11 protein-coding genes are annotated in these 15,371 nt (G+C 63.0%); 5 read left to right on the top strand and 6 right to left on the bottom strand.

All coding sequences use genetic code 11. From position 1 onward, the window contains the following. Positions 1-1,857, bottom strand: a complete 1,857-nt coding sequence (locus ACSQ84_RS01355; protein ID WP_436209849.1) for an acetyl-CoA hydrolase/transferase C-terminal domain-containing protein — start codon at positions 1,855-1,857, stop codon at positions 1-3. A 309-nt stretch (positions 1,858-2,166) separates the two neighbouring features. Here ACSQ84_RS01355 and ACSQ84_RS01350 point away from each other — a divergent pair, with 309 nt between their 5' ends. The 5 genes from ACSQ84_RS01350 to ACSQ84_RS01330 all read left to right on the top strand — a co-directional run bounded on the left by ACSQ84_RS01350 (position 2,167) and on the right by ACSQ84_RS01330 (position 6,502). Then, complete coding sequence (locus tag ACSQ84_RS01350) at positions 2,167-3,513, top strand: TolC family outer membrane protein (protein WP_436211141.1); 1,347 nt, start codon at positions 2,167-2,169, stop codon at positions 3,511-3,513. A 135-nt stretch (positions 3,514-3,648) separates the two neighbouring features. Beyond that, positions 3,649-4,620: an alpha/beta fold hydrolase gene (locus tag ACSQ84_RS01345; protein ID WP_436209848.1), complete on the top strand. Its 972-nt coding sequence runs from the start codon at positions 3,649-3,651 to the stop codon at positions 4,618-4,620. 32 nt (positions 4,621-4,652) lie between these two features. After that, positions 4,653-5,075, top strand: coding sequence for a hypothetical protein (locus ACSQ84_RS01340; RefSeq protein WP_436209847.1), 423 nt, complete (start codon positions 4,653-4,655; stop codon positions 5,073-5,075). Continuing rightward, the gene (locus tag ACSQ84_RS01335) at positions 5,068-6,168 is read left to right on the top strand and encodes a hypothetical protein (RefSeq protein WP_436209846.1); all 1,101 of its coding nucleotides are present in this window, start codon (positions 5,068-5,070) and stop codon (positions 6,166-6,168) included. Before ACSQ84_RS01340 ends, ACSQ84_RS01335 begins: the two co-directional genes overlap by 8 nt. Then, positions 6,158-6,502 (top strand): hypothetical protein, encoded by a 345-nt coding sequence (locus tag ACSQ84_RS01330; protein WP_436209845.1) that lies wholly within the window; start codon positions 6,158-6,160, stop codon positions 6,500-6,502. The genes ACSQ84_RS01335 and ACSQ84_RS01330 overlap by 11 nt, the downstream gene beginning before the upstream one ends. Positions 6,503-6,681: 179 nt before the next feature. On the opposite strand, the gene ACSQ84_RS01325 is transcribed toward ACSQ84_RS01330, so the two are convergent. From ACSQ84_RS01325 to ACSQ84_RS01305, 5 genes are all read right to left on the bottom strand, one after another. Beyond that, positions 6,682-8,280 (bottom strand): FAD-binding oxidoreductase, encoded by a 1,599-nt coding sequence (locus tag ACSQ84_RS01325; protein WP_436209844.1) that lies wholly within the window; start codon positions 8,278-8,280, stop codon positions 6,682-6,684. 224 nt (positions 8,281-8,504) lie between these two features. Beyond that, the gene (locus tag ACSQ84_RS01320) at positions 8,505-9,404 is read right to left on the bottom strand and encodes a hypothetical protein (protein ID WP_436209843.1); all 900 of its coding nucleotides are present in this window, start codon (positions 9,402-9,404) and stop codon (positions 8,505-8,507) included. A 15-nt stretch (positions 9,405-9,419) separates the two neighbouring features. Beyond that, positions 9,420-10,847 carry a hypothetical protein gene (locus tag ACSQ84_RS01315; RefSeq protein WP_436211140.1) on the bottom strand — a complete coding sequence of 476 codons (1,428 nt, stop codon included), beginning with the start codon at positions 10,845-10,847 and terminating at the stop codon, positions 9,420-9,422. A gap of 125 nt (positions 10,848-10,972) precedes the next feature. Further along, positions 10,973-14,095, bottom strand: a complete 3,123-nt coding sequence (locus ACSQ84_RS01310; RefSeq protein WP_436209842.1) for an efflux RND transporter permease subunit — start codon at positions 14,093-14,095, stop codon at positions 10,973-10,975. Further along, entirely contained in the window at positions 14,096-15,343 is a 1,248-nt protein-coding gene (locus ACSQ84_RS01305; protein WP_436209841.1) for an efflux RND transporter periplasmic adaptor subunit, read from the bottom strand. Positions 15,344-15,371: the final 28 nt, after the last annotated feature.

Below are 15,371 nucleotides of genomic sequence, written 5' to 3'. Positions count from 1 at the left end.
TTATTTCGCCGCCCTGCTCCGCGCCAGCGCCGCGCTGACCAGCGCGCGATAGGCGCGCTCGGCCAGTGTCGCGGGACGGTCGAGGCCCAGCCGCGCCAGACATTCGCTGTCGGCTGCATCCGGCTGACGCGTGAACCCCTGCCACAGCAACCCCGGCAACCGCAACGGCGTGCGTTGCGCCTCCCGCAGCAATTGCAGGGCCGGGATCAGCCGCTGTTCTGTCGCGGTGAAATCGCTGCCGAACGGGAATGACGGCAGCACGCCTGCCTCGCGCGCCGGCCTCAAGGCTGCTGCGATCGTTTCCGGGAAATTGTCGCGATGCGCGCGCGGAATTTCAAAATCCTTCGGCAGCTTGCCGGCATCCTTGGCCACTTTTGCGAGCTCGGCCTGGAAGCGGGAGTCGGTTATCGAAAGCATCGCCGCGACGGTTTCGGCATCGGATTTCCCTCTGACATCGGCGACGCCATATTCGGTGACGAAAACATCCCGTAAATGCCTCGGAATGGTCTGGTGGCCGTAGTTCCAGAGAATGTTGGATTGCGCCTTGGCGCCGGCCTGCCTTGTTGCTTCCAGCGCGAGAATCGATCGCGCACCCTCGAGTGCGAAAGCCTGCGCCACGAAATTATACTGGCCGCCGACGCCGCTCACGACCTGGCCGTTCTCAAGGCCGTCGGAAACCGCTGATCCCATCAGGGTCGCCATCATCGTATTGTTGACGAAGCGGGCATCGACCCGCGCACGACGCTTGATTTCCTCGTCGCCATAAAGCTGGTTGGTGAACGACACCGGCATCATCTGGATGCGCGCGATCTGTTCCGACGTCATCTCGCGCAGGGCGCGATAGAACGCTTTCGGCCCCAGGAAAAACGCGCCGTGCAGTATCACGCCGTCGACTTCGCGCTTGAGAACGCCGGCTTCGATCAGGCCGAGAAACGCTTCGAACAGCATTTCGCTGACGCCGTAGAGACCCTTCTCGAACGGTCCGGCTTGCGGCACCGCTTGTTCCGGCGCAAGGCGTTTCATGATGGCGTGGAATTGGGCATTGTCGCGGTGACGCACGATCAGGCCCTGCGCCAGTGCGTCGCTGACCTGCCCGATACCGATCTGCAGCGTGCCGCCATCGGGCACGAGCCCCGCGGCATGCAGGCCGATGGCATATTTGGTGTCGCTGATCGGCTCGGCCGGTGGCGCAAACAGCGGAAAATCCGTCTCGGGGCTGTCGAGCACCGCGCTGAATTCGTCGCCCGCGAGGTTGCCGGCGCCGGGCATGAACGGCAGCTCGGAATTGACCTGCCCCACCAATTTGAACGCGGCACGGCCTTCAGCGCGGGCGCGCAAAATGTCGAGCGTGGTATCGGTGTTGCAACTCAGGCTATAGCGCGCGACCCCACCCTCCACACGCTTCGCCACCAATTGGGTGACGACATTGAGCCCGCGCACCAGCAGATAGGATGAGGCATGCGTGTAGTTTGCGGAAATATAGTGCTGCTGCGGATACGGCGCGTGCAGCCACTTTCCGGCGAGGAAGAAAAATTCAATCACCTGGATGTTCGGTGGCAGCGCACCCGCATGCAGCGCCCCGGCGTAAGCAAGATCTGGATAACCGCCGAACAGCCGGTCGATGACGGGACCGATGAAGCGCTTTTCAAGCAGGCTACCGGGCTTCGGCTTTTCCAGCGTCAGCGCCGAGAAAAAGGTCAGGTTGATCGAACGATCGGCAACGGCACGCGCATAGAGCGCATTGATGATGTGGTTGGCCTTGCCGAGCCCGAGCGGCAACCCGACGACGAGGTTGGTTCCGACATCGCGAATGATATCTTCCGCGATCGCTTCGGGCTCGGAAAACAGTTTGGGCATCAAAATGCGGACCCGGCTTAACCCAAGCGCCGGCCGCCCTGGAATAGGACGCTGGCTGCTCCGAGCTATAACGCATTTGTTACCGAACTTCGCCTGTGACGAGACTGCAACAGCCAAGCACCGAATTCCTGTGCTGATGTCGCGCGACCGTTTGTCAGTGGCGACACCGCCCCTTAAAAAGGTAGATGTGACGAGGCCGTCGGCGGGGGCGGATGGGCCTGGTAGTTGCGGGATCAAATGGTTGTACGTGCCGTTAGTATTGGTCACGTGACAAGGCGCGTGCTTCGATCGGGCATTGGCCTTGGCGCGATGATTTGCCTGGTTTTTGCCGCCGCCGGTGCGCAGGCCGAGAACCTTCCGGACGCCCTGGCCAAGGCCTATCAGAGTAATCCGCAGCTCAACGCCGAACGCGCGCGGCAGCGCGCCACCGACGAAGGTGTGCCGCAGGCATTGGCGGGGTATCGGCCACAGATCGTCGCCAGCCTGACCGCCGGCCTGCAGGCCGTCCGCAACCTCTTGCCCGACAACACCATTCAGTCGGCGACCTTGAAACCCTGGACCATCGGGGTGACGGTGACCCAGACGCTGTTCAACGGGTTCAAGACCGCTAATAGTGTGCGGGTGGCGGAACTGCAGGTTTCGTCCGGCCGCGAGGCCCTGCGCAATGTCGGCCAGGGCGTGCTGCTCGATGCCGTCACTGTCTACACCAACGTGCTGGCCAATCAGTCGCTCGTCACCGCGCAGCGTTCCAACGTCGCGTTTCTGCGGGAAACGCTGGGCATTACCCAGAAGCGTCTCAACGCCGGCGATGTTACGCCGACCGACACCGCACAGGCTGAAGCCCGCCTCAATCGCGGCCTCGCCGACCTCAACGCCGCCGAGGTTGCCTTGGCCGTCAGCCAGGCGACCTATACCCAGGTGATCGGCAACGCGCCGGCGCAATTGAGCCCCGCCGAAGCCGTGGACCGCATTCTGCCGCGCAGCCGCGATGACGCTACCGGCCTCGCCTTCCGGCAACATCCGGCCGTGATGGCGGCTGCCTTTGACGTCGACGTCGCCTCGACCAGCATTCGCGTCGCCGAGAGCAGCCTGATGCCGACGATCACGTTGCAAGGCAGCGCCAGCCGCAGCAATCAAACGGATACCACGTTGGAGACCTCGAGGACCGACCAGGCCTCGATAGCCGGCCAGCTCAACCAGCCGATCTACGATGGCGGCATGGCGGCCTCACAGACCCGGCAGGCCAAGGAAATCTCCGCCCAAAGCCGGCTGGTGCTCGACCAGGTCCGCAACCAGGCGCGCACCGCGGCAGTCGGGGCCTGGGTTGCCAATGAAGGCGCCAAGGTCGCGGTGTCCGCTTCCGAATCCGAAGTCCGTGCGGCAACAGTCGCCTTGCAGGGCGTGCAGCGCGAGGCCGCGGGCGGCCAGCGCACCACGGTCGACGTCTTGAACTCGCAGCAGGATCTGATCTTGGCAAAGGCGCGATTGATCGGCGCGCAGCGCGACCGCGTGATCGCCTCCTACACCCTGCTCAGCGCCATCGGCCGGCTCGACGTCAAGACGCTGGGGCTCAACACGCCGGATTATCTGCCGGAAGTGCATTACCACCAGGTGCGCGACGCCTGGCACGGCCTGCGCACGCCATCCGGGCAATAATTCGCAACTTGTCGCAGGCGTTAACCGACCGCTGATCATGTCCGGCATTTTCCATCACCGGGAATCTGCAATAGCTTAGAACTCGATCCGATTTGACTGCCTTCGATTTTGAGCGATCCATTTCTGCGAGGCCTTGTGATCTCAAATATTCTGCGCTGGTCGGCCAAAACGCTGCTGGCGCTCCTGATACTGATCGTGCTCGCGACAACAGCGTTCCGGATGGCGGCATCGATCCGCGAAACCCACGCCCGCGCCGAGCTCGCGCCGCCGTCGGGCAAGCTGGTGCCGACCAGTTCCGGCGGTGTGTTCGTGCAGGAAAAAGGCCCGGCGGATGGAATTCCGGTCGTGCTGTTTCACGGCACCGCGGCCTGGAGCGAACTCTGGCGGCACACGACCAGCGTGCTCGCCGCCGCCGGCTTCCGCGTCATCGCGCTCGACCTGCCGCCATTCGGTTTCTCGGATCGTCCGGGCAGCTATACGCGGCAGGACCAGGCCGCGCGCATCAACGATGTTCTTGCTCACCTGAGGGCCAAGCCTGCGATCATCGTCGGCCATTCGTTTGGCGCCGGCGCCGCAACCGAACTCGTGATGCGATATCCGGACCGGGCGCGTGGACTCGTGCTGGTGGATGCGGCGCTGGGATTGACCACGGCTCCGTCAGACGCGCCATGGATCGTCCAGCCGAAATGGATTCGCGAAATACTGGTATCGCTCACCATCACCAATCCGGTGGCGACGAAGACGCTGCTGGAGGCCATGATCGCAAAAAAGGAACGTGCGTTGCCTGAGTTCGTCGCAATCCTGCAGCGGCCGACGACGCAGCGCGACACCACCTCCGACATCGCCGACTGGCTGCATTACTTCCTCGGCGCCGACCGCGAAGCCGTCAGTGCCGACCGCAACGCCTATGCGCGGATCAAACTCCCCGTCGCCATCCTGTGGGGTGACAAGGACAGCATTACCCCGGCTGAGCAGGCGCTTGATTTGCGAACGCTGCTGCCGCCGGAGACCACCCTGACCTTGCTGCCCGGGCTCGGCCACATTCCGCAAATCGAGGACCCGACTTTGTTCAACGACGCCCTGCTCAAGGCGCTCGGAAAACTCTAGACTCAGGCACAGATTCGAGAGGGCGGAGACATATGGACATCATCAGATTATGTGCCTGGGGCTATGCGGCCCTGCTCGGCTTCGTGATCCTGACCGGATACATTCCGGCCTTCATCGACCAGAACGACATGATCTTCGGCCTGTTCCGCCGCACCTGGTATGCCGACGGGCTGCATCTGGTTTCCGCGCTGTGGGCGCTTACGGCAGCGTTGACCTCTCGCCGTGCCTCGGAATTGTTTTTCCAATTGTTCGGCGCGTTCTACTTTGCCGACGGCTTGCTCGGTCTCTTCACGGGTTCGGGCTATCTCGACTTCGGCATCCTGATCAACGGTGTGCTCAACCTTCCGCTGGCGACGCGCTTTTTCGCCAATGCGCCGCATCTGACCCTCGGCGGCGTCGCGATCCTGATCGGGTATCTGCTGGCGCCACGGACGCGGGCCGCCGTTCATGCTTAAAGGGCTGCGGCGTATTCTTGCCGTCATCGCGATCCTGATCGCGGTCTCGGTGCTTGGGCCGCTCGCCTATATCGAGGGCACGTGCCGCCCCTCAACGTCAGCTTCGGCGTCACCTGTGCCGTCCGTGACGCTTCCTGCGATCAATGAACAGGGTTACCAGCGCAAGCAGAACAACACGTTCTTCACCTTTCCCGAATGGTACATCGTCTATTCCTTCGAGGATTTCGGCCGCTTCCTCGATCACTCCAGCGAAAGCCATTTCAACTATCTCGGGCACATCTTCGGGTTCTGGCGCAGCTTCTGCACCATCAATCAGGCGGTGCCGCCGGGCGGCGAATCGCTCACCGAAGTCAAGACCATGATCTATGTCATCGGCATCAGCTACTCGATCGAGTACGCGATCAAGGGGCTTTACGAAAACACCATCGGCCGCGTGTTCGAATGGATCCGGGGCGAGGAACGGACCCCGCAAGATCTGTACGCCCGCAAGGTGCTGCAGGACTACGCCGCGTTTCTCTACACCATTCCCTGGTACAAGTTTCCGTTTCGCGAGAAGCTCGACGGGTTGATGGCGATCTCGGCGCGGACCGAAAGCCCGCTGCGAACATGGGAGCGCACGTTCGCGCTCGGCACCGAATATTACCTCAAGGTCGGCTACGCCGCGCTGCTCCAGAAAGCGTTAGATGCCGGCGGCGACAGCGAACCGCGCGACATCATGTTCGTGGTCGCCACGCTGCCGCCGACGGTACTGGCGAAGGAGCCGCGTATCAAACCAATCCGTGCGCTGACGCCGCAATGGCAGCTGGCGCAGGCGCCGCGTTACAAGGACTTGACGGAAATCCTGCAGAGCCTGCTGGACCAGGGTTTTGGCTTTGCCGAGATCGCCGGCAACCGTGAAATCCTGATCACAGTCATCGCGCCAGACACCGCCAAGCTCGACGTCAGCGGGACCACGGAACTGTTTTCGCTGGAGCTCGATGGCAAACCCGGCTTCCGCAGAGCCGGCCTGAAGGCTGGGATCAACCGCCTCGTCGATATCAACCGCGACCTCAAGTCCAGGGGCGTGAGCATCGAGCATTTCTATGACTACTGAAGTGCGACATCGCAGCAGGCTGCGGCCATTGCGCCAGATCGCGGGCGCAGTGGCGCTCGTGGCATGCGGCTGGCTTGCCGTCGTAGTGGCCCTGACTTTCGGATCGGCGCCGGGCAAATCGATCGCGATCGTCGGCCCGCCGGCGCAGGCGCTGGCCATCATCGCCAAGGCCAACGGCCGGGTGCTCGCGGCCAACGACTATGTTACCTTTGCCCGCTCCGACGATGCCGGCTTCGTCGCCCGCCTCTATGCAGCGGGTGCGCTGCTGGTGCTCGACGCGGAACAAGCCGGCGGCTGCCGCGGGCTGCCGCCCAAGCGCAATGCGCGGCTGTGATCTTTCTTACCTCGCCCCGCTTGCGGGGAGAGGTCGGATCGCCCTTGCGATCCGGGTGAGGGGGTACAGGTCTAACCAATAATACCGGTATCGCGGATAGAGCCCCTCACCCCAACCCTCTAAGAGCGAGCTTCGCTCGTCTCGACCCCGCAAGAGTGGGGCGAGGGAGTTGACGCAGATCACGACGCATACTTCTGATAGAACGTGTTCGTGAACAATTCCGCCGGATCATACTTGCGCTTGGCTGCGAAGAAGTCGTTGATCTCTGGGTAGGACCGCTGCAACTGGTCCTTCGAATAATACAGCTGATAGGGCAGGAAGAAGCGGCCCTTGTGCGCGATGGTGATATCGATCAGCTCTTCGGTCGCCTTCTTCATCCGCTTGTTGCCTTCATCATCCGTGGTCTGGTTGATGTAAAGCACCAGCGAGAATGCCGGCTCCGGCGAATAGGTCAGGAAGTTGTCTTCCTGATGCACGATGCGCACCGACGCGTTCAGCAAATTGGTCTTGTTGTCGATCAGCACCTTGCGCATGCCGTCGACGAAGGAGACGAACTGGCTGCGCGGGATGAAATATTCGTGCAGGATGTCGGTGTCGTCAGGCAACGCGTTGCGCAAGTACGGCACCGAGTCGTGCATCGGGTCGTTGCGGTTGACAAGGCAGGCTTCCGCCGACCCGATCGCCTGCGCCCGCGTCACCGTGCAGGTTTCCATGCGGTGCTCGATGTGCTTCTCGGACAGCCATTTCATTTCCTGGAACAGCGGGCCCTGCTTGGACAGGTTGATCGTCAGCCGTCGCAGCTTGGTGCCTGAGACCTCGCCCAGCGGTTCGCGCTTGAAATCCGACCCGTCAACCTTGGTGTAGGTATAGAGCAGCAATTCCCTGAGAAAACTGCTCGGCGCGGTCGAGAGGTGCCCGTACATCAGGCCGATGTTGGCATCCTTCTCGATCTCCTTGGCGAACAGGCCCGGAAACTCCTTGTAGTCCATCACGCGCCGTCCGGTCTGGTAGACCAGGTTGTCTGATATATCGAGTTCGGCCTCGACGATGACGCCGAACAGGCCGTAGCCGCCGACCACGAGGTTGAACAGGTCCTTGTTCTCGGTTTCCGACACCGTGCGCAGCGTACCGTCCGCCAGCATCACCCGCATCGACTTGATCGATTTTCGCAGCGCGCCGGCCTGATGGTCCATGCCGTGGGCGTTGACCGAGATCGAGCCGCCGACGCTGAAAATATCGGTCGACTGCATGGCACGCACCGCAAAGCGCGGGTGCAGCAGGTTCTGGATCTCGTGCCAGGTCGCGCCCGGCTGCACGGTGATGGATCGCCGGCTCTCGTTGAGCACGATCTTGTTGAAGCCGCGCATGTCGAGCACAATGCCGCCCTTGCGGAACGCCTGCCCGCCCATGCTGTGGCGCACGCCGGCGGTGGTGACCGAGAGCTTGTGATCCCGCGCGAACGTCAGCGTTTTCTCGATGTCATCGACGCTGCGCACCTCGACCACCCCGTAGATTTCTGTCTTGTTGAGGCAGCTTGCATCGTTGATGCTGCCGCCGAGCTGCGACCACTTGACGTCTTTCAGCGGCGCAATCGCCTTGATCCGTTCTAGGTCGATTTTGGCCTGCTCGCCCCCGCCGGCCGCCGGCCCGCAATCCTTTTCGCCATTGGGATCGGCGGCAAGCGCCTGCAGTTTGCGGTAACTGTAAATGCCGGTCAGCACGACAATCACCGCGGCGACCGATGCCCCGGTTTTGAATTTCTGTGAAAATGTTCGCATGAATTGATTCCAGGTGATGCCTGATAGTCCGGGCGGGCGGACGATTAGTCAAACGGCATAGCTTATGGTTCGATAAGCCGTTGATCTTACCGAACGATAAATCCGGACATTCAGATGAGAAGCCGCCGCATTCACATCATGGGCCGTCAGGTTCGAGCGTTACCAGTCTCGGCCGAGCTCTCGCCGATTCACCTGCCGTGCCCACGTAGCAATCGCCCCTGAGATCAGGTTTTCAAGATCGCCGCTCGCTCCATTTGCCGGAGCGGGTCGCGATCATAATTCCGCAGCCACTCGCCGCTTTTGCGCAGGCCGCCGAACGGGAACAGGTGGAAGCCCGCGATCGGCGCCGTCGCATCAGCGGGCGCAATGCACAGGCCTCTGACGACGTCATCCGGCCCAGTGTCGGTCAACAGACGGCCGAACCGACCGATCTGGCCGCGCAACGCGCGGATTGAATTGCCGATGCCGCAACGGAGTGCGAACTTTGTCAGCGTCGCCGGTGTCGCCGGACCGGCCAGACCGACGATCACCGGAAGATCGATGCTGGCGGCATTGAGCGCCGCGATCCATTGCAGGATCGGCGCGCTCTCGAAACAGAATTGCGTGACGACATCGACCTCGATGTTGGTCTGCCGGCCCCAGTCCCGCCAAGCGCCGAGCACTTTCAGCGCGTGGGCGTGATCGAGGAATGGATGGCCCTCGGGATGGCCGGCCACGCTGAGGCGCGCGATACCATGGGTCTCGATCAATCCGCTGGCGCCAACGTCCAGCGCCGATTTGAAGGGGCCCTTGGCGGCCGCGACGTCGCCTGCAATCAGCACAATGCGCGTGACGGCGGCCTCGCCGCGCAGCCGCGCCAGGAAATCATCGAGCGCGGGCTGCGAGACCATTTCACGGGCAGCGATATGCGGCACCGGATTATAGCCGGCACGGCGCAACGCAGTCGCTGTCTCGACGTTGTGGCGATAATTGTCGCCGGGCAGGAACGTGATGGTGACATCGATGCCCGGCGCGAAATTATCGCGCAACTCCGGCAATTGACGGCCATGCGAGGAAATCTCGACGCTGGCCGAAGCCAGTTGCGCGGCGAACTCGCTGGAGCGGGTTTGGTCGGGCGCGGTCATGGACGCCTCCCCCGGTCAGGCCGGCGCGCGGCGGCGCGAGATCACATAGGTTTCGTCGTTGAACCAGAGGCCGCCGTGTTTCTTCAGGACCTTGTCGGTGGCCTCCAGATAGCGGCCGCCGCGCACGACTTCCGACAGGCGGACATCCTCGATCTGCGCGACGTAAATCGCGGCATTCCAGGCCGCGAACAGCGTCGAGGTTCCGATCGGCCCGCTGACCTCATCGGGCAGCGTGTGCATGTGGTAGCGGAAGATCGAGCGCGCGTCGGACGATGCGTTGAAATTGTAATGCCGCGCCGCTGCGCCAAGCTCGTGCTTGACCTGGCGCAGGATCGCGTAGCGGTCGGTCTTGAAGGGATCGTCACCCGGCCAGACCTGATCGATGATCTCGATGCCGGGATCCTTGCCGTGCGAATGAATGCCGATCAGCCGCCCGCCGGGCCGCAGCGATTTCACCAGCGGCGTCACCACCTTGGAGGCCTTGAACTCGACGCTGGCCCGCGCCCGGTAGGGCTGTGAGGCGATGACGAGATCATAATCGGCCATCACCCGTCCCGGCCGCGGCATGATCGGATCGAGCAGGAACGAATGATCCTCCCGCCGCAGCGTCAGCACGATCGGCCGTTGATAGACCGGATTGCCGGTGGTCAGGCTGATGCCCGCGCGCCAGTTCTCGGCGAGGAATCCCTCAAGCTCGCCGATCTGCTCGGCGAAGCCGTGCGCGGTGTTGCCCGACAGCGTGACGTCTTTCCAGATCAGGCCCTGGGCTGCGGTCGCCGAACGCGGCGTCAGCCACGGTGCTTCGGCGTAATAGAGATTGGTGACCACGAGCACGGTGGCGGGGTGCTCGAACAGGCGGTCCGCCATCTTCTCCAGCATGAGGCGCACGTCCTCGTAGCTGATCTCCTTGGCCACGACATAGAGCGGCATGGTCGGGAAGCGCGCATGCACTGCCCGCATCACCCGCGACAGCACGGTGCCGTCGCCGACCCCGGCATCGAAGATCCGCAGCGCCGGCGGTGTCGGCTGCAGGTTGCCGAGCTCGAGCGATATGCGGTGGCCGACCTCGGTCTTCTCGCTGCAGGTCGAGACGAACAGCAGGTATTTTTGGCGGTTGTCGAAGAATCGGAAGCCTGGCGGGGCGACGGCCGGGGCGGCACCATTGACGGGTTTAACAGCTGGCGACGGCAGGTTCTGCGCCGACGGCGCAGCGGGGCGGTGCTCGGTCAGATAGGCGCGGACCTTGTCGAGCGTGCCGGTCGTGATCTTGGCGCCGTCGCGCAGCCGCGATACCAACTTGCCGTCGTTGACGACCAGCCGCCCGAACGTGGACTCGGCGGTCTGCGTCGCGCGGCAATAGTCGCGGATCTCGCCGAGAATCTGCTCGGCGGTGGCGCCCGATGGCGCGCGCTGATCCCGACCCTGGCCCTGGCTTTCCTCGATCCGCACGGTGTTCTCCCGCGGTTGTATGGAGCCGGTATCAGGGGACGGCGGCTAGCTCACGTCAACCACAAACGGAGTGGGCAGAAAACATGGGCACATGCCCATAGCCTGGCGGTAGGCCAGCATCAGCGCGCCCTACGCGAGAATACCGAAATCAGCACCGGCAACGTCACCAGGATGACGATCGGCGCCAGCATCATGCCGGTGACGACCACCACCGCCAGCGGCTTTTGCACCTGCGAACCGATCCCCGCCGACAACGCCGCCGGCAGCAGCCCGACGCCGGCGACGACGCAGGTCATCAGCACCGGCCGCAATTGCAATTCGCCGGTGCGGATTACGGCCCGCGTCCGCTCGTATCCCTCGTCGATCAATTGATTGTACTGCGACAGGATGATGATGCCGTCCATCACCGCGATGCCGAACAGCGCGATGAAGCCGATCGCCGCCGACACGCTGAAGGCAATGCCCGAAATCAGCAGCCCGAGCACGCCGCCGAAGATCGCCATCGGGATCACGCTCATCGCGAGCAGCGTGTCGACCATCGAACTGAAATTGAAGAACAGCAGCACCGCGATCAGCGCCAGACTTAACGGCACCACGATCGAGAGCCGCTTGATCGCGTCCTGCAGATTGCCGAATTCACCGACCCACTCCACCCGCGATCCCGGCGGCAACTGGACCTGCGCAGCGACCTTGTCCTGCGCCTCCTGGATCGCGCTGCCGAGGTCGCGTTCTCGGACCGAGAACTTGATCGGCAGATAACGTTCCTGCCCTTCGCGGTAGATATAGGCGGCGCCCGAGATCAGGTTGATCGAGGCGACTTCGCTGAGCGGAATCTGCGTGACGCTACCATTCGGGCCCGGGGCGCCGATCCGCAAATTGTGGATCGCTTCCGCGCTCTTGCGGTATTCCGGCGCAAGGCGAACGATGATCGGGAAATGCCGGTCGCTGCCGGGCTCATAGATGTCACCGGCGCTGTCGCCGCCGATCGCGACCTTGATGGTGGCGTTGATATCGCCCGGCGACAGGCCGTAGCGCGCCGCCCGCGCCCGATCGATGTCGATCTGGATCGTCGGCTGGCCGAGCGAGGTGAATACCGCCAGATCCGTCACGCCCTGCACGGTGGCGAGGACGGATTTGATCTTGTTGGCGGTGTCGGTCAGCGCTTGCAGATCGTTGCCGAATAGTTTGATCGAGTTCTCGCCCTTGACGCCCGACACCGCCTCCGAGACGTTGTCCTGCAGATACTGCGAGAAGTTGAATTCGACGCCGGGAAATTTGTCCTGCAACTGCGCCAGCAACTGCGCGGTCAATTCTTCCTTGTCACGCGTGCCCGGCCACTCGCTCGCGGGCTTTAGCGGCGCAAAGAACTCGGCGTTGAACAGGCCGGCGGCGTCAGTGCCGTCATCGGGACGGCCGTGCTGCGACACCACCGATTCCACCTCGGGACGGCTTCGGATCAGCTTGCGCATCTCGTTGACGTAGCTGTTGCCTTCCTGCAGCGAGATGGTCGGCGGCAGCGTGGCGCGGATCCACAGATTGCCCTCTTCCAGCTTGGGCAGGAATTCCAGTCCGAGCAGCCGCGCGAACATGATGGTCGCGAGGACGAGGACCGCAGCGCCTGCCATCACGAGCTTGCGGTTGGCGATCGCCCAGTTCAGCACCGGCAGATAGAGCCGGTCGAGCTGCCGCATGATCCAGGTTTCGGTTTCCTCCATATGCGAGGGCAGGATGATGGCGCTCAGCGCCGGTGTCACAGTGAAGGTCGCCAGCAATCCGCCCGCCAGCGCATAGGCATAGGTCCGCGCCATCGGTCCAAAGATGTTGCCTTCGACGCCGCTGAGCGTGAACAGCGGCAGGAAGGCGGCGATGATGATGGCGGCGGCAAAGAAGATCGAGCGCGACACGTCGGCAGCGGCGGATAGGATGGCGTGGCTCTTCATGTCCATCGTGGTGTCGAAGGAGATGTGGCTGCGCTCGGCTTCCGACAGGGCAGCGGTCTGCGACAACCGGCGGAAGATCGCCTCCACCATGATCACGGTGGCATCGACGATCAGTCCGAAATCGATCGCGCCGACCGAGAGCAGATTGGCGGATTCGCCGCGCAGCACCAGGATGATCACGGCAAAAAATAGCGCGAACGGGATCGTCGCGCCGACGATCAACGCGCTCCTGAGATCGCCGAGGAAGATCCACTGCAGCAGCACGATCAGGATGATCCCGACCACCATGTTGTGCAGCACGGTGTGGGTGGTGATGTCGATCAGATCCTTGCGGTCGTAGATCCGCTCGATCTGGACGCCCGGCGGCAGGATGCTGGAATTATTGATGGACGCGACCAGCCGCTCGACGCGGGCAATGGTCGGCGCGCTCTGTTCACCGCGCCGCATCAGCACGATGCCCTGGACGATGTCGTCATCCTGGTCGAGGCCGGCGATTCCGAGCCGTGGCTTCTCGCCGATGGTGACATGCGCGATGTCGCTGACCAGCACCGGATTGCCGCCCGATTGCGACACCATGGTGTTGTTGAGATCGTCGATCGAGCGGATCAGGCCGACGCCGCGCACCACGGCGGATTGCGCGCCGATATTGACGGTGTTGCCGCCGACATTGATATTGGCGTTGCTAACGGCCTGCAGCACCTGCGGCAGCGTCAGCCCATTGGCAACCAGTTTGTTGAAGTCGACCTGCAGCTCATAGGTCTTGGTCTTGCCGCCCCAGCCGGTGACGTCGATCACGCCGGGCACGGCGCGGAAGCGACGCTGCAGCACCCAGTCCTGCAGCGTCTTGAGGTCGAGCACGCTGTAGTTCGGCGGGCCCTTCAGCCGGTAGCGATAGATTTCGCCGACCGGACTGAGCGGCGAAATGCCGGGCTGCACGTTGCCCGGCAGCGGCGCGAGTTGCGACAGCCGGTTCAATACCTGCTGCAGCGCCTCTTCATAGGTGTAGTCGAACGAGAACTGCAGTTTGACGTCGGACAGGCCGTACAGCGAGATGGTGCGGATGGTGCGCAGGTTCTTGATGCCGGCAAGCTGAGTCTCGATCGGGATCGTGATGTAGCGCTCGATCTCCTCCGACGACAGCCCCGGACTTTGCGTCACGATATCGACCATCGGCGGGGTCGGGTCGGGATAGGCTTCGATGTTGAGCTGCCTGAACGCGATCAGGCCGCCGACCATCACCGCGACGAACATGCCGACCATCAAATAGCGGCGGCTGACGGCAAGGGCGACGAGGCGATCCATTCAGCTTCCGGACGCGGCGCGGTCGATAAACAGTGCACCCTTCGTTACGATCTGCTCACCGGGCTTCAGATTGCCGATCACTTCGACGAGATCGCCATTGGCGAGGCCCGCTTTGATCTGACGCAGTTCAATCGTCTGGTCCGCATGCGCGACCCAGATCCGGACCTGGTCGCCCTCGTAGATCAACGCCTGCTTCGGCACGCCGACCGCCGGATGATCGCCGGCCGAATAGATCGTCACATTGGCGAACATTTCCGGCTTGAGCACGCCGTTGGTGTTGTCGATGGTGGCGCGGACCACGAGCCGCCGCGTCGCCGGATCGATCGCGGTGGAAACGTAATTGACGCGCGCCGACAGCGTTTTGTTCGGCAACGCCAGCACGTTGAACGTGACGTCCTGCCCGATCGCGACGTTGGCGGAATCGGTCTCGCGCACGAAGGCGACCAGCCAGACGGTGGAGAGATCGCCGATCACATAGACCGGATCGCTGGCGCCGGAGTTCACATACTGGCCGGGACCGATCTTGCGCTGGACCACGGTGCCGGCGATGGGCGCGAAGATGGTGGTCTCCGGATTGATGCGGCCCTTCTCCTGAAAGGTCGCGATGTCCTCATCGGTGAGGCCGAGAATGCGCAGCTTGTTGCGCGCGGCCTCCATCGCCGTCTGCGACGAGCGCATGTCGTTCTGCGCCTGGATCAGCGTCGCCTGGCTCTGCTGATAGTCCTTGAGCGGGACGGCCTTGCCTTCGAACAGGTCCTTGGCGCGCTGGCCCTGCAGTTGGGCCAGATCGAGCGCAGACTTCGCCTTGTTCATGGCACCTATCGCGCCGATGAAATCGTTCTGCGCCTGAACGTTGTCGGCGGCCTCGATCACGAACAGCGGCTGGCCTTTAACCACACTGTCGCCGGGCCGGACCAGCAGCCGGGTGACCCGGCCGGCATAGGGCGAGAACACTGGCGTCGAGCGATCCTCATCGATCGCGATCTTGCCTTCGGTGACGTGCTCGGCGCGGAAGCCGCGCGCAGTAACCGGCTGGATGGTCAGGCTGGCCCATTCGGCCGGCGACGGCTTATAGCGCTGCAGCCCGCCCTTGCGGGACTGGCTCGACACCTCGGAATGCCTGGGTTTGGTTCCACTGAGCTGCAGGAAGCCATAGACGCCCGCGCCTGCGAGCGTCAGCAAGGCTATCGCCACCACCGCTCGCCGGCGAATAAGCACCTGTAATTCCTTAATAAATCTGCTTCGCATGCGGGCTATTCAATAACCAATAGCGACA

This window comes from Bradyrhizobium sp. LjRoot220 (assembly GCF_964252915.1).
Taxonomy (GTDB): domain Bacteria; phylum Pseudomonadota; class Alphaproteobacteria; order Rhizobiales; family Xanthobacteraceae; genus Bradyrhizobium.
The sequence above is the reverse complement of the archived record's forward strand: the minus strand, read 5'-3'. Positions and strand labels throughout refer to the sequence as shown.

Bases quoted from the DNA above. Each gene is read 5' to 3' on its own strand.
- ACSQ84_RS01355 (WP_436209849.1), bottom strand. From the start codon at position 1,857: ATGCCCAAACTGTTTTCCGAGCCCGAAGCGATCGCGGAAGATATCATT.
- ACSQ84_RS01340 (WP_436209847.1), top strand. From the start codon at position 4,653: ATGGACATCATCAGATTATGTGCCTGGGGCTATGCGGCCCTGCTCGGC.
- ACSQ84_RS01320 (WP_436209843.1), bottom strand. From the start codon at position 9,404: ATGACCGCGCCCGACCAAACCCGCTCCAGCGAGTTCGCCGCGCAACTG.
- ACSQ84_RS01325 (WP_436209844.1), bottom strand. From the start codon at position 8,280: ATGCGAACATTTTCACAGAAATTCAAAACCGGGGCATCGGTCGCCGCG.
- ACSQ84_RS01330 (WP_436209845.1), top strand. From the start codon at position 6,158: ATGACTACTGAAGTGCGACATCGCAGCAGGCTGCGGCCATTGCGCCAG.
- ACSQ84_RS01310 (WP_436209842.1), bottom strand. From the start codon at position 14,095: ATGGATCGCCTCGTCGCCCTTGCCGTCAGCCGCCGCTATTTGATGGTC.
- ACSQ84_RS01305 (WP_436209841.1), bottom strand. From the start codon at position 15,343: ATGCGAAGCAGATTTATTAAGGAATTACAGGTGCTTATTCGCCGGCGA.
- ACSQ84_RS01350 (WP_436211141.1), top strand. From the start codon at position 2,167: ATGATTTGCCTGGTTTTTGCCGCCGCCGGTGCGCAGGCCGAGAACCTT.
- ACSQ84_RS01335 (WP_436209846.1), top strand. From the start codon at position 5,068: ATGCTTAAAGGGCTGCGGCGTATTCTTGCCGTCATCGCGATCCTGATC.